This window comes from Streptomyces sp. NPDC028711 (assembly GCF_055565415.1).
On record NZ_JBVHUJ010000010.1, the window covers coordinates 1 to 17,754 of the forward strand.

Annotated in this window: 10 protein-coding genes, 1 tRNA gene and 1 rRNA gene; 11 read left to right on the top strand and 1 reads right to left on the bottom strand. The window is 70.6% G+C overall.

Going from position 1 to position 17,754, the window contains the following annotated elements; genetic code table 11:
- Together rrf and ACZ4VK_RS27245 are read left to right on the top strand one after the other, a co-directional pair.
- A 5S ribosomal RNA gene (gene rrf, locus ACZ4VK_RS27240) occupies nt 1–94 on the top strand; the annotation flags it as partial.
- Nucleotides 95–98: 4 nt separating this feature from the next.
- Nucleotides 99–171 (top strand) — tRNA-Thr (locus ACZ4VK_RS27245).
- Between the two features lie 108 nt (nt 172–279).
- On the opposite strand, the gene ACZ4VK_RS27250 is transcribed toward ACZ4VK_RS27245, so the two are convergent.
- A complete protein-coding gene (locus tag ACZ4VK_RS27250) occupies nt 280–2,925 on the bottom strand; it encodes a SpoIIE family protein phosphatase (protein WP_468357282.1) in 2,646 nt (881 codons plus the stop codon).
- A 269-nt stretch (nt 2,926–3,194) separates the two neighbouring features.
- On the opposite strand from ACZ4VK_RS27250, the gene ACZ4VK_RS27255 reads away from it, so the two are divergent.
- From ACZ4VK_RS27255 to ACZ4VK_RS27295, 9 genes are all read left to right on the top strand, one after another.
- Entirely contained in the window at nt 3,195–8,678 is a 5,484-nt protein-coding gene (locus tag ACZ4VK_RS27255; RefSeq protein ID WP_468357285.1) for a HAMP domain-containing protein, read from the top strand.
- Nucleotides 8,679–8,973: 295 nt separating this feature from the next.
- The gene (locus ACZ4VK_RS27260; RefSeq protein WP_030694290.1) at nt 8,974–9,645 is read left to right on the top strand and encodes a response regulator; all 672 of its coding nucleotides are present in this window, start codon (nt 8,974–8,976) and stop codon (nt 9,643–9,645) included.
- 139 nt (nt 9,646–9,784) lie between these two features.
- Nucleotides 9,785–12,604, top strand: a complete 2,820-nt coding sequence (locus ACZ4VK_RS27265; RefSeq protein ID WP_468357289.1) for a DNA translocase FtsK — start codon at nt 9,785–9,787, stop codon at nt 12,602–12,604.
- A gap of 258 nt (nt 12,605–12,862) precedes the next feature.
- A complete protein-coding gene (locus ACZ4VK_RS27270; RefSeq protein ID WP_468357292.1) occupies nt 12,863–13,687 on the top strand; it encodes a helix-turn-helix domain-containing protein in 825 nt (274 codons plus the stop codon).
- Nucleotides 13,688–13,777: 90 nt separating this feature from the next.
- Nucleotides 13,778–15,271 carry a 30S ribosomal protein S12 methylthiotransferase RimO gene (rimO, locus tag ACZ4VK_RS27275; protein WP_468357295.1) on the top strand — a complete coding sequence of 498 codons (1,494 nt, stop codon included), beginning with the start codon at nt 13,778–13,780 and terminating at the stop codon, nt 15,269–15,271.
- Nucleotides 15,268–15,942, top strand: coding sequence for a CDP-diacylglycerol--glycerol-3-phosphate 3-phosphatidyltransferase (gene pgsA, locus ACZ4VK_RS27280; RefSeq protein ID WP_389681527.1), 675 nt, complete (start codon nt 15,268–15,270; stop codon nt 15,940–15,942). The genes rimO and pgsA overlap by 4 nt, the downstream gene beginning before the upstream one ends.
- Entirely contained in the window at nt 15,939–16,460 is a 522-nt protein-coding gene (locus tag ACZ4VK_RS27285) for a CinA family protein (RefSeq protein WP_468357299.1), read from the top strand. Before pgsA ends, ACZ4VK_RS27285 begins: the two co-directional genes overlap by 4 nt.
- Nucleotides 16,461–16,569: 109 nt before the next feature.
- Entirely contained in the window at nt 16,570–16,956 is a 387-nt protein-coding gene (locus tag ACZ4VK_RS27290; RefSeq protein ID WP_468357302.1) for a helix-turn-helix domain-containing protein, read from the top strand.
- Between the two features lie 159 nt (nt 16,957–17,115).
- Nucleotides 17,116–17,586, top strand: coding sequence for a Dps family protein (locus tag ACZ4VK_RS27295; protein WP_468357305.1), 471 nt, complete (start codon nt 17,116–17,118; stop codon nt 17,584–17,586).
- The last annotated feature ends 168 nt before the right edge of the window (nt 17,587–17,754 follow it).

The following is a 17,754-nucleotide window of genomic DNA, read 5'->3' on the forward strand; positions in this document are numbered from 1 at the left end:
AACGCCCGGTTACATTCCGAACCCGGAAGCTAAGCCTTTCAGCGCCGATGGTACTGCAGGGGGGACCCTGTGGGAGAGTAGGACACCGCCGAACACCCGCCCTTTTAGCTCAGTCGGTAGAGCGTCTCCATGGTAAGGAGAAGGTCAACGGTTCGATTCCGTTAAAGGGCTCAGAGTAAGAAGGCCCCCGCCTTGTGGCGGGGGCCTTTTTGCGTTTCCCGACATGGAGAGATGCGCTGCTTGTGGGTGATCCCCGCAAGGGGATCACCCACAGCGGCCTCAGCGGTCGTCCGGCTCCCTCAGGCGCATCGCCAGGATGGCCATGTCGTCGGAGGCCGGGGCCTGGGCGAAGCGCTCCACCGCGCGGAGGACGCGGGAGGCGACGGCGCCGGCCGTCAGGCCCGTGCAGGTCTTGAGGACCTCCGCGAGGCCGTCGTCGCCGAGCATCCGGGTGCCCTCGCGGCGTTCCGTCACGCCGTCCGTGACGCAGAGGAGGACGTCGCCCGGGTCGAGCGTGATGGTCTGTTCGTACAGCTCCAGGTCCTCCATCACGCCGAGGAGCGGCTGGGGCTCCGCCGACGGCTCGACCGTGCCGTCAGGGCGGAGGCGGAGCGGGAGGGGATGGCCGGCGCAGACGACCTTGAGGATCGCGGAGCCGTCCTCCTGAGGACGCATCTCGCCGTAGAGGAGGGTCAGGAAGCGGCTGCGGGCGCCCTCGTCGAGGATCGCCGCGTTGAGGCGCTCCAGGACGGCCGGGCCGCCGAAGCCCTCGCGGGCCAGGAGGCGCAGGGCGTGGCGGGCGAGGCCGGTGACGGCCGCGGCCTCGGGGCCCGTACCGCAGACGTCGCCGATGGCGAAGCCGTAGGCGCCGTCGCTGATCGGGAAGAGGTCGTAGAAGTCGCCTCCGACCTCGTTGCCCTCGCCGGCCGCGCGGTAGATCACGTCGACCTCGACGCCCGGGATCTCGGGGAGGCCCGGCGGGAGGAGGCTGCGCTGGAGGGACTGGCTGATCGCCATGCGCTCCGAGTACAGGCGCGCGTTGTCCAGGGCGAGGGCGGCACGGCGTGAGAGGTCCTCGGCGAGCTCCAGGATCTCCTGGCGGAAGTGGTCGTCCGAGGGCCTGCCGAGCGTCAGCATGCCGATGACCCGATTGCGGGCGACCAGGGGCAGGACGACCGTCTCGCCTGCGACCGTGCTCGCGGTGGCCAGGGTGGTGTCGATGCCGGAGGAGAGCGGGCTCATCGGATGGTCGAGGGCGCGGACCGAGGCCGTCAGCGCAGCCCGGTGGGCGGCCTCGCCCGGGGCGGTCCAGACGCGGGCGCCGGGGGTCGGCACCGGGTCGGGCGGGGCGATCGTGGAGAGCAGGTCCTTGAGGCCGTCGATGCGGTCCTCGTCCTCGTGCAGGACGTACGAGAGGTACGGGTCGGAGGTCTGGTCGGCGATCGTGTAGACCGCGCACCAGGTCGCGAGGGTCGGGACCGTCATCTGGGCCATCAGGGCCAGCGTCTGGTCGCGGTCGAGGGTGCCGGCCAGGAGGTCGGAGGCCTCGACGAGGAAGCTGAGGGAGCCGCGGCGCAGTCGCTCCAGCTCGCCGAGGCGGGCGGACTCGACGGCCAGGGCGATGCGGTCGGCCGCGAACTGGAGGCGGAGGGCCTCCTCGTTGGAGTAGCGGTTCGCGCCCTCCGCGGCCACGCCGAGTGAGCCGGTGAGCCGGCCCTCGACCTTGAGCGGGACGGTGACCACCGAGCGCATGCCGGTGCCTTCGAGGAGCGGGACGGCGCCGGGGACCGCGGCCAGGTCCTCGTGGACGGCGGGCATGCGGGCGGAGCCGTAGCGGCTGGCGCCGGTCTCCACCGGGACGCGGGCGAAACGCTGGCGGGCGGCCGGGAGGCCGGTGGTCGCCCGTACCTCCAGTTCCGTCTCGTCGTCGGTGGCGAGGAGGAGGAAGGCGGCGTCGCCGTCCAGCATGTCGCGGGCGCGTTCGACCGTGCGCTGGAGCAGGCCGTCGAGGTCGTCGGGGGCGGGGGAGCCGATGAAGACCTCGAAGGGGTCGGCCGCGCGGCTCTCGGCTCCCGGCTCGGCGGTGGGGCGCTGGGGGGTCTGGAGGACGGAACGCTCGTGCTCGCGCACCAGGAGGCAGACGGTGGAGGGCTCGCCCTGGGCGTCGCGGACCCGGAGGTGCGAGGCGTAGACCGGGATGACGCGGCCGTCGGCGCAGCGGATGCCGTAGCTGCCCTCCCAGCGGGAGAGGCGGAGGGCCTCGGCGAGGCCGGTGCCGATGCCGGGGGTGTGGGGCCAGGCGGCGAGGTCGCCGAGGGGTTTCCCGGTGACCTGCTCGGAGGCGTAACCGAAGAGTTCCTCGGCGTCCTCGTTCCAGGCGCTGATGGCTCCGTCGCGGTCGATCTGGGCGACGGCGACGCGGACGCGGCTGTCGGTGACCGGGAGGAGCGCGTCGGGCAGGACGGGGCCCGCGGAGCGGGTGCCGACCGGGCGCCGGGGGAGGTCGAGGTGGAACCAGACGTGCTTGCGGGTGGGGGAGTAGTCGACGCCCCAGCGGTGGGCGAGGGCGGCGCAGAGCAGCAGGCCCCGGCCGTTCTCGCGGTCGGGGCTGCCGAGGGTGCGGCCGCTCTGGACCGGGATCTCCCGCTCGGGATAGCGGTCGGCGACCTCGACGCGGATGCTGTCGTCCGCGCGGAGGCAGAGGACCTCGGCGGAGGTGCCGGCGTGGATGACGGCGTTGGTGACGAGCTCGCTGGTGAGGACGACGGCGTCGTCGACGAGTTCGGGGTGGCCCCAGCCCTGGAGGGTGTCCCGTACGAAGGCGCGGGCGGCCGCGACGGACCGCCCGACGGGCTCGAAGCTTGCAGTCGCCCGCGCGGTGATCACAGCACTCCTCGTACGCGTCTCGACGCCCGGTTCTGCCATGCTCGGTCAGTCCCCTCCCGCTGCCCGGTGGTCGTACGCGCACCACGCCGCCCCCGCCGGGCGGATCGGGGCGGTTGGACAGCCGGATGCCAGGTTACTTACCTTCACTGTCCGGGTGGATGCCGGTCGCGGTGATTCCGTCCCCCGGGGGTAGGGACGCTGAGCGAAGCTGCCGAACTGTTATCGCCTGGTTCGGTGGCGGTGAAACACTGGGCAGGCTACCGGTGAGAGCCGGAGCGGTACGGTCGACCCCTTTCGGGAGGGACACGGTGGAACCTGGCACGGCGGCGCGACGCGGCGGAGGCAGTGGCACGCGCGCGAGGGGCGGGCGTTCCCGTGGGGGGACGGTGCAGGTGGACGCGGCGGCGCTTGAGCGGTTGCTGGCCGCACTGGTGTCCATGCGCGACGGAAACCTCCGCAGGCGGCTCACGGTGTCCGGCGACGGGGTCATGGCGGAGATCTCCGCCGTGTTCAACGAGGTCGCGGACCGGCAGATGCATGTGACGGGAGAGCTGTCGCGGGTCCGCCGGGTGGTGGGACGCGAGGGCAAGCTGTCCGAGCGTCTGGAGGCGGGGGCCAGTGAGGGGGCGTGGGCGGCGGCGATCGAGGCCGCGAACGCGCTCGTCGACGATCTGGCCCGGCCGGTGTCCGAGGTGGGCCGGGTGCTCTCGGCGGTGGCCGAGGGTGATCTCGAGCAGCGGATGGACCTGCGTTCGGAGGGTGCCGACGGGGCGGTCCGGCCGCTGCGGGGGGAGTTCCTGAAGGTCGCGCGTACCGCCAACAACCTGGTCGACCAGCTGTCGGTGTTCGCCTCCGAGGTGACCCGCGTCGCCGTCGAGGTGGGTACGGACGGCAAGCTGGGCGGGCAGGCGCAGGTGCGTGGGGTGTCCGGTTCGTGGAAGGACCTCACGGACTCGGTCAACACGATGGCGAACCGGCTGACGGCGCAGGTGCGGGACATCGCCCTGGTGACGACGGCGGTCGCGGACGGCGATCTGTCACAGAAGGTCACGGCGAACGTGGCCGGCGAGATGCTGGAGCTGAAGAACACCGTCAACCGGATGGTGGACCAGCTGTCGTCGTTCTCCTCCGAGGTGACCCGCGTCGCCCGCGAGGTGGGTACGGAGGGCGAGCTCGGCGGTCAGGCCGAGGTGGCCGGGGTCGCCGGTGTGTGGAAGGACCTCACGGACTCCGTCAACACGATGGCCGGCAACCTGACCAACCAGGTGCGGGGCATCGCGGAGGTGACGACGGCGGTCGCCAACGGCGACCTGTCGCAGAAGGTGCGGGTGTCGGCGCGCGGTGAGATCGCGCAGCTGGCGGACACCATCAACCAGATGACGAAGACGCTGCGGACGTTCGCCGACGAGGTGACCCGGGTGTCCGGCGAGGTCGGTGCGGAGGGTCTGCTCGGCGGTCAGGCGCAGGTGCCGGGGGCGGCGGGGACGTGGAAGGACCTCACCGACTCGGTGAACACGGTCTTCCGGAACATCACCACGCAGGTGCGGGACATCGCGCAGGTGACGACGGCGGTGGCCAACGGTGACCTGTCGCAGAAGGTCACGGTGGACGTGGCCGGCGAGATGCTGGAGCTGAAGAACACCGTCAACACGATGGTCGACCAGCTCTCGGCCTTCGGTTCCGAGGTGACCCGGGTGGCCCGGGAGGTCGGCGTCGAGGGTCTGCTCGGCGGCCAGGCCGAGGTGCCGGGCGCGGCGGGGACGTGGAAGGACCTCACCGACTCGGTGAACACGGCCTTCCGCAACCTGACCGGTCAGGTGCGGGACATCGCGCAGGTGACGACGGCGGTGGCCAACGGTGACCTGTCGCAGAAGGTCACGGTCGACGTGGCCGGCGAGATGCTGGAGCTGAAGAACACCGTCAACACGATGGTGTCCCAGCTGTCGTCGTTCGCGGACCAGGTGACCCGGATGGCGCGGGACGTGGGCACCGAGGGCCGCCTGGGCGGTCAGGCGCGGGTGGACGGCGTCTCCGGGCGCTGGCGTGAACTCACCGACTCGGTGAACTTCATGGCCGGCAACCTGACCTCACAGGTGCGGCAGATCGCGCAGGTGACGACGGCGGTGGCCCGGGGTGATCTGTCCCAGAAGATCGACGTGGACGCGCGGGGCGAGATCCTGGAGCTGAAGAACACCATCAACACGATGGTCGACCAGCTCTCCGCCTTCGCGGACCAGGTGACCCGGGTGGCCCGTGAGGTGGGCACGGACGGGCGGCTCGGCGGTCAGGCGCAGGTGCCCGGCGTGGCCGGTGTGTGGCGCGACCTGACGGACTCGGTGAACGGCATGGCCGGGAACCTGACCACCCAGGTCCGTAACATCGCGCAGGTCGCCACGGCCGTCGCCCGGGGTGACCTGTCGCAGAAGATCGACGTGGACGCGCGCGGCGAGATCCTGGAGCTGAAGAACACCCTCAACACGATGGTGGACCAGCTCTCGAACTTCGCTGAGCAGGTGACCCGGGTGGCCCGCGAGGTGGGTACCGAGGGCATCCTGGGCGGTCAGGCCGAGGTGCAGGGCGTCTCGGGCACCTGGAAGGACCTCACCCAGTCGGTGAACTTCATGGCGAACAACCTCACCATCCAGGTGCGGAACATCGCCGAGGTGACGACGGCCGTCGCCAAGGGCGACCTGTCGAAGAAGATCACCGTCGACGCCCGGGGCGAGATCCTGGAGCTGGTGACGACGGTCAACACGATGGTCGACCAGCTGTCGAACTTCGCGGACGAGGTCACGCGCGTGGCCCGCGAGGTGGGTACCGAGGGCATCCTCGGCGGCCAGGCGCGGGTGCGTGGAGTCACCGGCACCTGGAAGGACCTCAGCGACAACGTCAACCTGATGGCCAACAACCTGACCAGTCAGGTGCGGAACATCTCCCGGGTCTCGGCGGCCGTCGCCAACGGCGACCTGACGAAGAAGGTGACGGTCGAGGCGCGCGGCGAGGTCGCCGAGCTCGCCGAGACCGTCAACACCATGGTGACGACCCTGTCGTCGTTCGCGGACGAGGTCACGCGCGTGGCCCGTGAGGTGGGCACCGAGGGCGAACTGGGCGGTCAGGCGCGGGTGCCGGGGGTCTCCGGTACCTGGAAGGACCTGACCGAGTCGGTGAACTCGATGGCCGACAACCTCACCGGTCAGGTGCGGCAGATCGCCGCCGTCACCACCGCCATCGCCAAGGGCGATCTCACCAAGAAGATCGACATCGACGCGCGCGGTGAGATCCAGGAGCTGAAGAACACCATCAACACGATGGTCGACCAGCTGTCGAACTTCGCCGAGGAGGTCACCCGCGTGGCCCGTGAGGTGGGCACCGACGGGCAGCTCGGCGGCCAGGCCCGCGTGCGGGACGTGGAGGGCACCTGGAGCGATCTCACCGAGTCCGTGAACGAGATGGCCGGGAACCTCACCCGGCAGGTGCGGGCCATCGCGGCCGTCGCCACCGCGGTGACCCGCGGCGACCTCAACGTCAAGATCGACGGTGTGGACGCGGCCGGCGAGATCCAGGCGCTCCAGGACAACATCAACACGATGATCTCCAACCTGCGCGACACCACCCTCGCCAACGACGAGCAGGACTGGCTCAAGAGCAACCTGGCCCGCATCTCCGGTCTCATGCAGGGCCGCCGGGACCTCGACGACGTGGCCTCGCTCATCATGAGCGAGCTGACGCCGGTGGTCTCGGCCCAGCACGGCGCCTTCTTCGTCGCCGTGCCGACGGGCTCCGGCCACGGCGACGCCGAACTCGTCGGCGAGGGCGACGGCTCGTACGAGCTGCGGATGCGCGGGAGTTACGGATACTCGACCGGTTCCATGCCGACCTCGTTCCGGCCCGGGGAGACGCTCATCGGGACGGCCGCGGAGGAGAAGCGGACCATCCAGGTCAATGTGCCGCCGGGCTATCTGAAGATCTCCTCGGGCCTCGGGGAGGCCTCGCCCGCGCATGTGATCGTGCTGCCCGTGCTCTTCGAGGGCAAGGTCCTCGGAGTGATCGAGCTGGCCTCGTTCCAGCCGTTCACGCAGATCCAGCGGGACTTCCTCAACCAGATCGCCGAGCTGATCGCCACCACGGTCAACACCATCAGCGTCAACACCAAGACCGAGGTGCTGCTCCAGCAGTCGCAGGAGCTCACCGAGCAGCTCAAGGAGCGTTCGGCCGAGCTGGAGCACCGGCAGAAGGAGCTCCAGGGCTCCAACCTGGAGCTGGAGGAGAAGGCCGAGCTGCTCGCCCGGCAGAACCGCGACATCGAGGTGAAGAACACCGAGATCGAGGAGGCCCGGCAGGTACTGGAGGAGCGGGCCGAGCAGCTCGCCGTCTCCATGCGCTACAAGTCCGAGTTCCTCGCCAACATGTCGCACGAGCTGCGCACCCCGCTCAACTCGCTGCTCATCCTCGCCAAGTTGCTCGCGGACAACGCCGAGACGAATCTGACGCCGAAGCAGGTCGAGTTCGCCGAGACCATTCACGGAGCCGGCTCCGACCTGCTCCAGCTGATCAACGACATCCTCGACCTGTCCAAGGTCGAGGCGGGCAAGATGGACGTCTCGCCGACCCGGATCGCGCTCGTCCAGCTCGTCGACTACGTGGAGGCGACCTTCCGGCCGCTCACGGCGGAGAAGGGGCTCGACTTCTCGGTGCGGGTCTCGCCCGAGCTGCCGGCCACGCTCCACACCGACGAGCAGCGGCTGCTCCAGGTCCTTCGCAACCTGCTCTCCAACGCGGTGAAGTTCACCGACTCGGGCGCGGTGGAGCTGGTGATCAGGCCGGCCGGCGCGGATGTGCCGCAGTCGATCCGCGAGCAGCTCCTTGAGGCCGGTTCGCTGCGTGACCCGGAGGCCGACCTCATCGCGTTCTCGGTCACCGACACCGGCATTGGGATCGCGGCGAGCAAGATGCGGGTCATCTTCGAGGCGTTCAAGCAGGCCGACGGCACGACCAGCCGGAAGTACGGCGGTACGGGTCTGGGGCTCTCGATCAGCCGGGAGATCGCGCGGCTGCTCGGCGGCGAGATCTTCGCGGCGAGCGAGCCGGGCCGCGGGTCGACGTTCACGCTGTATCTGCCCCTGAGCCCGACGGAGCTGCCGCCGGGATACGGGCAGGGGGCGCAGGACACGGACGATCCGCAGCAGGGCGCGGAGGAGGGCACGGCCGGGGCCGTCCACGCCTTCCCGCACTTCCCGCCGTCGCCCGTACGGACGGAGGCGCGGTCCGGGGCCGGGGCGCTGTTCCGGCACCGGCGGAAGGCGGCGGCGGAGGCGACCGGGATGCGGACGGCGGTGCCAGGGCAGTCCGGCACGGAGGCCGGGACGGGCCGGGTGGAGCCGGAGCTCGACGCCGAGCCGCGCCGTACCTTCGGCTTCTCCGGCGAGAAGGTGCTCATCGTCGACGACGACATCCGCAACGTCTTCGCGCTCACCAGCGTCCTGGAGCAGCACGGGCTCGCGGTGCTCTACGCGGAGAACGGGCGGGAGGGCATCGAGGTCCTGGAGCAGCACGACGATGTGACGATCGTCCTGATGGACATCATGATGCCCGAGATGGACGGATACGCGACGACGAACGCGATCCGGCGCATGCCCCAGTTCGCGGGTCTGCCGATCATCGCGCTGACGGCGAAGGCGATGAAGGGCGACCGGGAGAAGGCGATCGAGTCGGGTGCCTCGGACTATGTGACCAAGCCGGTCGACCCCGATCACCTGTTGTCGGTGATGGAGCAGTGGATGCGGGGGGCGTGACTCCGCGCCGGAGGCTCGCGCGGAGCGCCGCGCGGGCCCCGGCGCCTTCGCTGACGGACTGTCGCCACACGGGTGTGAGAGGGCGGGATACGGGGAACCTTCTGGTCTCCCACCGCGTTTCAGGTATGTGCACAGTGACATCGCGGTGACAGGGTGTGGCGACGGGCGGGGTGCGGCTACGATGACCGGCACAAGGACGGACGGCGTTAGGGAGTCGTCTTCTGGGGCGGCGCCCGGTGCTTCTCCCGGTTCCGGGAACCGGGCAGAGCCGTTGCCGGGACGAGGAGGACGGGGCATGGTGCAGAAGGCCAAGATCCTCCTGGTCGATGACCGGCCGGAGAATCTGCTGGCGCTGGAGGCCATTCTCTCCGCGCTCGATCAGACGCTGGTGCGGGCATCGTCAGGGGAGGAAGCGCTCAAGGCGCTGTTGACGGACGACTTCGCGGTCATCCTGCTCGACGTCCAGATGCCGGGGATGGACGGTTTCGAGACCGCCGCGCACATCAAGCGGCGGGAGCGGACCCGGGACATTCCGATCATCTTCCTCACCGCCATCAACCACGGCCCCCACCACACCTTCCGGGGATACGCGGCCGGCGCGGTCGACTACATCTCGAAGCCGTTCGACCCGTGGGTGCTGCGCGCCAAGGTCTCGGTCTTCGTCGAGCTGTACATGAAGAACTGCAAGCTGCGCGAGCAGGCCGCTCTGCTGCGGCTGCAGTTGGAGGGCGGCGAGGGCGGCCACGGCAAGGAGTCCGCCGGACTCCTCGCCGAGCTCTCGGCCCGGCTCGCGGCCGTCGAGGAGCAGGCGGAGGCGCTGTCGAAGCAGCTCGACGACGATTCCGCCGACGCGGCGGCCGTCGCCACCGCCGCGCATCTGGAGCGCAAGCTCACCGGCCTTCGCCGGGCCCTGGACGCGCTCGAGCCGGGAACCGGCGCCGCGCCGACGCTGCCGGCCCAGGGCTGACATACCGTCAGTGGGGCGGCGGGCCCGGCCCGAACCGGTGTGAGGCGGCGTCAGCCCCGTGCCGTCGCCGGGGCGACACGAACGGGTGAGGGGGACAGCCGCTCCCCACACCGGTGCCCACACCGGTAACCTCGGCATCATGGCTTCACGTACGTCCGGCAAGGGTTCCCAGTCCACGGCGGGCACCGCAAAGCCGCGCGCCGGCCGTACGACGGGCGCCGCGAAGAAAGCGGCCCCCGCGAAGTCCCCCGCCAAACCGCCCGCGAAGAAGGCACCGGCCAAGAAGGCCGCGCCCGCCAAGCGCGCGCCCGCGCGGAAGCCGGCGGCGAAGAAGCCGGCACCCCGGCCCGCGCCCTCTCCCACCGGCGGTGTCTACCGGCTCGCCCGCGGCGCCTGGCTCGGCCTCGCGCACGCGGTGGGCGCGATGTTCCGGGGGATAGGGCGTGGCGCCAAGGGCCTCGACCCGGCCCACCGCAAGGACGGGCTCGCGCTGCTCCTCCTCGGCCTCGCGCTGATCGTCGCCGCGGGCACCTGGTCCAACCTCCGCGGCCCCGTCGGGGACCTCGTGGAGATGCTGGTGACCGGCTCGTTCGGCCGGCTCGATCTGCTCGTGCCGCTGCTCCTGGGCGCGATCGGCGTCCGCCTGATCCTCTATCCGGAGAAGCCCGAGGCCAACGGCCGGATCAGCATCGGTCTCTCCGCGCTCGTCATCGGCGTCCTCGGCCAGGTCCACATCGCCTGCGGTTCGCCGGGGCGCGGCGACGGCAGCGCGGCCATGCAGGACGCCGGCGGTCTCATCGGCTGGGCCGCGTCCCAGCCGCTCGTCTTCATGATGGGCGAGGTCCTCGCCGTACCGATGCTGGTGCTGCTCACCGTCTTCGGGCTGCTCGTCGTCACCGCCACCCCCGTCAACGCGATCCCGCAGCGGCTGCGCGCCCTCGGTGCCAGGCTCGGCATCGTCGAGCCCGCGTACGACCCGGCCGAGGCGCACGAGGAGGACCACGACCGGTACGACGAGGAGTGGCGGGAGGCCCGGCCGGCGCCCCGGCCCGTCCGGCGCCGGGGCTCAGGCCCGGCGGAGCCGTACGACGTGGACCGCGCCGAGGCGGAGATGCTGGAGCGGCGCGGCCGTGCGGCGCGCCGCCCCGCCGAACGGCCCGCCTTCGACTCCGGGCTCGACCCGGTGGACGTCGCGGCGGCGGCCGCCGCCGCGCTCGACGGCGCGGTGCTCAACGGCATGCCGCCGTCCCCGATCGTCGCCGACCTGACCAAGGACGTCACCGGGGAGCGCAAGGCGGCCGTGGCCGCCGCCGCGGGGGGTGCTGCCGAGGGGGCGGAAACCGGGGCCGTGGCCGCTCCCGTGCCGCCGGCCCGTGGAGGGGAGCAGCGGCCCGGCGGAGCCGTACCGGATCTGACAAGGCCCGCGCCCGAGCCGACCGATCTGCCGCCGCGGGCCGAGCAGCTCCAGCTGTCCGGCGACATCACCTACTCCCTGCCGTCGCTCGACCTCCTGGAGCGGGGCGGGCCCGGCAAGACGCGCAGCGCCGCCAACGACGCCGTGGTGGACGCGCTCACCAACGTCTTCACCGAGTTCAAGGTCGACGCGGCCGTCACCGGCTTCACGCGCGGGCCGACGGTCACGCGGTACGAGGTCGAGCTCGGCCCCGCCGTGAAGGTCGAGAAGATCACGGCCCTGACCAAGAACATCGCGTATGCCGTCGCGTCCCCCGACGTACGGATCATCTCGCCGATCCCCGGAAAGTCCGCGGTCGGCATCGAGATCCCCAACAGCGACCGGGAGATGGTCAACCTCGGCGACGTGCTGCGGCTCGCCGCGGCCGCCGAGGACGACCACCCGATGCTGGTGGCGCTCGGCAAGAACGTCGAGGGCGGCTACGAGATGGCCAACCTGGCGAAGATGCCGCACGTCCTGGTGGCCGGCGCCACCGGCTCCGGCAAGTCCTCGTGCATCAACTGCCTGATCACCTCGATCATGATAAGAGCGACCCCGGAGGACGTCCGGATGGTCCTGGTCGACCCCAAGCGGGTCGAGCTCACCGCGTACGAGGGCATCCCGCACCTGATCACTCCGATCATCACCAACCCCAAGCGGGCCGCCGAGGCCCTCCAGTGGGTGGTGAAGGAGATGGACCTCCGCTACGACGACCTGGCCGCCTTCGGCTACCGGCACATCGACGACTTCAACCAGGCGATCCGGGACGGCAAGATCAAGCTGCCCGAGGGCAGTGAACGGGAGCTCAACCCGTACCCGTACCTGCTCGTCATCGTCGACGAGCTCGCCGACCTGATGATGGTGGCGCCCCGGGACGTCGAGGACTCGATCGTGCGCATCACGCAGCTCGCGCGCGCCGCAGGCATCCACCTCGTGCTCGCCACCCAGCGGCCGTCCGTGGACGTCGTCACCGGCCTCATCAAGGCGAACGTGCCGTCCCGGCTCGCCTTCGCGACCTCCTCGCTCGCCGACAGCCGGGTCATCCTCGACCAGCCCGGCGCCGAGAAGCTCATCGGAAAGGGTGACGGTCTGTTCCTGCCGATGGGTGCCAACAAGCCCGTCCGCATGCAGGGTGCCTTCGTCACCGAGCACGAGGTCGCGGCCGTCGTGCAGCACTGCAAGGACCAGATGACGCCGGTCTTCCGGGAGGACGTCACCGTCGGCACCCGACAGAAGAAGGAGATCGACGAGGACATCGGCGACGACCTCGATCTGCTCTGCCAGGCCGCCGAACTGGTCGTCTCCACCCAGTTCGGCTCCACGTCGATGCTCCAGCGGAAGCTGCGCGTCGGCTTCGCGAAGGCCGGCCGACTGATGGACCTGATGGAGTCCCGGAACATCGTCGGGCCCAGCGAGGGTTCGAAGGCGCGGGACGTACTCGTGAAGGCCGACGAGCTGGACGGGGTGCTCGCCGTCATCCGCGGTGAGTCGCTCTCGGGGGAGTAGCTCCCGTGTCGTTTCGGCCGGGCCGGGGGGGGAGTGGCAGCGGAGCGGTGGGGTACCCGATCGAGACCCGGCCGAGACTCACTCGTAAGGGAATGATGGGCAACCGTTTCCCCTGGCCGTACGTCAAGTTGGAGGGAGGGACAGAAGGATGTCCCAGCCTCATGGCGTACAAACAGCACCCGCCCGGTTGCCCCACCCTTTCGTACCACCCATAGACTGAACGTCCAGCAGGTGGCTACACGCTCGAAAGGCGCTCTCGTGTCCATCGGCAACTCCCCCGAAGACGACCGGACCTTCCCGGCAGACGACCGGGACTCGATCGGTCGCGCTCTCCAGCAGACCCGCATCGCCGCCGGTCTCACCGTCGAAGAGGTCAGTGCCTCCACCCGTGTCCGGATTCCGATCGTGCACGCGATCGAGGAGGACGACTTCTCGCGCTGCGGCGGCGACGTCTACGCCCGCGGGCACATCCGAACCCTCGCGCGCGCCGTCGGTCTCGATCCGGCTCCGCTGATCGAGCAGTACGACGCCGACCACGGTGGCCGTCCCGCGCCCACCCCCGCCGCCCCGCTGTTCGAGGCGGAACGCATCCGTCCCGAGCCGCGCCGGCCCAACTGGACCGCCGCGATGGTCGCGGCCATCGTCGCCGTCGTCGGTTTCGTCGGCTTCACGATGTTCAACGGCAACGAGGCGCCGAGGGGCACCACCACCGCCGACGGCGGCCCGGCGCCCGCGCCGGAGAAGGGCACCTCCGCCGCCAAGCCGAAGCCCGTCAAGCCCGCTCCGAAGCCGACCGAGAGCGCCATCGCCGCCGTCCCGCAGGACAAGGTGACGGTGAAGCTCTCCGCGATCGACGGCAAGAGCTGGATCTCGGCCAAGGGTCACGACGGCAAGCTGCTCTTCGACGGACTCCTCCTCGAGGGCGAGTCCAAGACCTTCCAGGACGACGAGCGCATCGACCTGGTCCTCGGCAACGCCGGCGCGATCGAGCTCCACGTGAACGGCAAGAAGCTCCAGGACAAGTTCGAATCCGGCCAGGTGGAGCGGCTCACCTACACCAAGGGCGACCCCGAGGCCGGCTGAGCCCGCCCGAGCGGCCCCCGATGTGACCTCCGTCGCGCAGGTGAACCCTGCGCGACGGGGGAACGGCCGGGACGAAGTAGTCTTGAGTCCATGCCCGAACGCCGTACCGTCGCCCTTGTCACTCTTGGCTGCGCCCGTAACGAGGTGGACTCGGAGGAGCTCGCAGGCCGCTTGGCAGCGGACGGCTGGGAGCTCGTCGAGAACGCCGAGGACGCGGACGTAGCCGTCGTCAACACCTGTGGATTCGTCGAGGCCGCCAAGAAGGACTCCGTCGACGCCCTCCTCGAAGCCAATGATCTGAAGGACCACGGCAAGACCCAGGCCGTGGTCGCCGTCGGCTGTATGGCCGAGCGGTACGGCAAGGAGCTCGCCGAGGCCCTCCCGGAGGCCGACGGCGTCCTCGGCTTCGACGACTACTCCGACATCTCCAACCGCCTCCAGACCATCCTCAACGGTGGCAGTGTCGAGGCGCACACCCCGCGTGACCGGCGCAAGCTGCTGCCGCTGTCGCCCGTGGAGCGCCAGGAGGCCGCCGCGGCCGTGGCCCTGCCGGGACACGGCGACGCCGCCGAGGCCCCCGTCGACGCGCCGGCCGACCTTCCCGAGGGCCTCGCGCCCGCCTCCGGGCCGCGCGCACCGCTCCGCCGACGCCTGGACACCAGCCCCGTCGCCTCCGTGAAGCTGGCCTCCGGCTGCGACCGCCGCTGCTCCTTCTGCGCCATCCCCTCCTTCCGTGGCTCCTTCGTCTCGCGCCGTCCCTCGGACGTCCTGAACGAGACGCGCTGGCTCGCCGAGCAGGGGGTCAAGGAGGTCATGCTGGTCTCCGAGAACAACACCTCCTACGGCAAGGACCTCGGCGACATCCGGCTCCTGGAGAGCCTGCTGCCCGAGCTGGCCTCCGTGGACGGCATCGAGCGCGTCCGCGTCAGCTACCTCCAGCCCGCCGAGATGCGCCCCGGTCTGATCGACGTCCTCACGTCGACCGAGAAGGTCGTGCCGTACTTCGACCTCTCCTTCCAGCACAGCGCCCCCGACGTGCTGCGGGCCATGCGCCGCTTCGGCGACACCGACCGCTTCCTGGAGCTCCTGGAGACGATCCGCTCCAAGGCCCCGACGGCCGGTGCCCGCTCCAACTTCATCGTCGGCTTCCCCGGCGAGACCGAGGCGGACTTCGCCGAGCTGGAACGCTTCATCACCCACGCGCGGCTCGACGCCATCGGCGTCTTCGGCTACTCGGACGAGGACGGCACCGAGGCCGCCACGTACGAGCACAAGCTCGACCAGGACGTCATCGACGAGCGGCTCGCCCACCTCTCCCGGCTCGCCGAGGAGCTCACCGCGCAGCGCGCGGAGGAGCGGATCGGAGAGACCCTTGAGGTACTGGTCGAGTCCGTCGACGAGGAGGACGGCGTGATCGGCCGCGCCGCCCACCAGGCCCCCGAGACCGACGGACAGGTGGTCCTCACCACGGCCGACGGTGAGAGCCCCGACCTGGCCCCCGGCCGTATGGTCAGGGCGAAGGTCGTCGGCACGGAAGGCGTCGACCTGGTGGCCGAGTGTCTTTTCGAGGAGGCAGGCAGATGACCGGAGTCCCGGCATCCGCGACGGGCGGGACCGGCAGGCCGGCGCCCCGCGGCAAGCTGGGCGCGGCGGCCGTCAACCAGGCCAGCCTGTGGAACATCGCCAACATCCTGACCATGATCCGGCTCGTGCTCGTGCCGGGGTTCGTGCTGCTGCTCCTCCAGGACGGCGGTCATGACCCCGCGTGGCGGGCCTGGGCGTGGGCGGCGTTCGCCGTCGCCATGATCACGGACGTCTTCGACGGGCACCTCGCCCGCACGTACAACCTGGTCACGGACTTCGGGAAGATCGCCGACCCGATCGCCGACAAGGCGATCATGGCGGCCGGTCTCATCTCCCTGTCCGTTCTCGGGGACCTGCCCTGGTGGGTCACCGGGGTCATCCTCGCCCGGGAGCTGGGGATCACCCTGATGCGGTTCTGGGTGATCCGGCACGGGGTCATCCCGGCCAGCCGCGGCGGGAAGATCAAGACGCTCGCCCAGGGCACCGCGGTGGGCATGTACGTGCTGATGCTCACCGGGCCGCTGGCCACCCTGCGCTTCTGGGTGATGGCGGTGGCCGTCGTGCTGACGGTCGTCACCGGTCTGGACTACGTCCGGCAGGCGGTCGTGCTGCGGCGCCAGGGGCTCGCGGAGGAGCGGGCGGCCGCGCGGTCGGAGACGGCGACGCGATGACCGTGGCCGCCCGGGTGCTGGCGCTGCTCGCGGAGCGTGGTCAGACGCTGGCCGCCGCGGAGTCGCTCACGGGTGGTCTCGTGGCCGCGGAGCTCACCGGGGTGCCAGGGGCCTCGGCCTCCTTCCGGGGCGCCGTCACGGCCTACGCCACGCCCCTCAAGCAGGAGCTGCTGGGGGTCGACGGGTCCCTGCTCGCCGAGCGCGGTGCGGTGGATCCCGACGTCGCGCTGCAGATGGCGGCCGGTGTACGGGACCGGCTCGGCGCCGACTGGGGGGTCGCGACGACCGGCGTCGCGGGGCCAGACCCGCAGGACGGACAGGCCGTCGGAACGGTGTACGTGGCCGTCGCGGGACCTGCCGCGACCGGTGCCCACGCCGGGAAAGTGGCCTCGTTGCGGTTGAACGGCGACCGGGCGGACATCCGTAGAGAGAGTGTACGGAGCGTGCTGGAACTGCTCCATGAGGAACTCTCGGGAAATGCGCGGGCACAGGATACGGAACACAACGGGGGGAATTGATGTTTGCAGCCCTGAGTGAACACGACATCGCTCCCCGCACGGCCGCAGCGCAAGGCGGTACGGTGGGGCGTGAAGGATGCGGCTACGCGGTCCGAGGAGGGAGCCACCGATGATTCTGCTCCGTCGCCTGCTGGGTGACGTGCTGCGTCGGCAGCGCCAGCGCCAGGGCCGTACTCTGCGCGAAGTCTCCTCGTCCGCCCGAGTCTCGCTCGGCTATCTCTCCGAGGTGGAGCGGGGGCAGAAGGAGGCTTCCTCCGAACTGCTCTCCGCGATCTGCGACGCGCTGGACGTACGGATGTCCGAGCTCATGCGTGAAGTGAGCGACGAACTGTCCCTGGCCGAACTGGCCGAGTCGGCGGCGGCGAGCGAACCGGTGCGCACACCGGTACGCCGCCCGATGCTCAATTCCGTATCGGTGACGTCGGTGGCCGGTGTGCCCACCGAGCGGGTGACCATCAAGGCACCCGCGGAAGCGGTCGACGTCGTCGCTGCCTGAACCGAATCGGGAAGAAGCCCCGGTCGGTGCCCCTTGAGGGGGTACTGATCCGGGCTTTTCTCATTTCTGCCCGTGTTGAGGTTGATTTGTTTGAGATGCCGGGTTCCGGTCAGGCGTGCCATGGTGGGGGAACCGTTCGACCGAGGTTGGAGATTCCGCATGTCTGTCGTGAAGAGCCCGCTGTCCGAGTCCGATCTCAAGACGGTCGGCAACGCGCTCCAGGGGGCGCTGGTCGACCTCGTCGACCTCGCCCTGGTCGCCAAGCAGGTCCACTGGAACGTCGTCGGGCCGCGCTTCCGCTCCGTCCACCTCCAGTTGGACGAGGTGGTGGACACCGCCCGGACGCACTCCGACACCGTGGCGGAGCGCGCCTCCGCCCTCGGCGTCAACCCGGACGGGCGCGCGGCGACCGTGTCCTCGTCCAGTGCGATCGGAACCGTGCCGGAGGGCTGGATCAAGGACGAGGAGGCGGTCCAGATCCTTGTCGCCGCGCTCGGGGCCGTGGTCACCCGGATGCGGGAGCGCATCGGCGCGACCGCCGACCCGGACCCGGTCAGCCAGGACATCCTGATCGCCGTGACGGGCGAACTCGAGAAGCATGCCTGGATGTTCACTGCGGAGAGCGTCTGAGGGCGCCTGAGAGCGTCTGTGGGTGTGGGTGTGGTTGTGAGGGTCCTGCCGGGGATGGCGGTCGCGGTGGGGGTGGCGCGGGTCGTGGCGTCTCCGGTCGCCGTGGTGCCCGGTGGGGTGATACGTACGGTGTGCGCCGGGTCTGCCCCCGGTGCGCTCTCCCGCAGG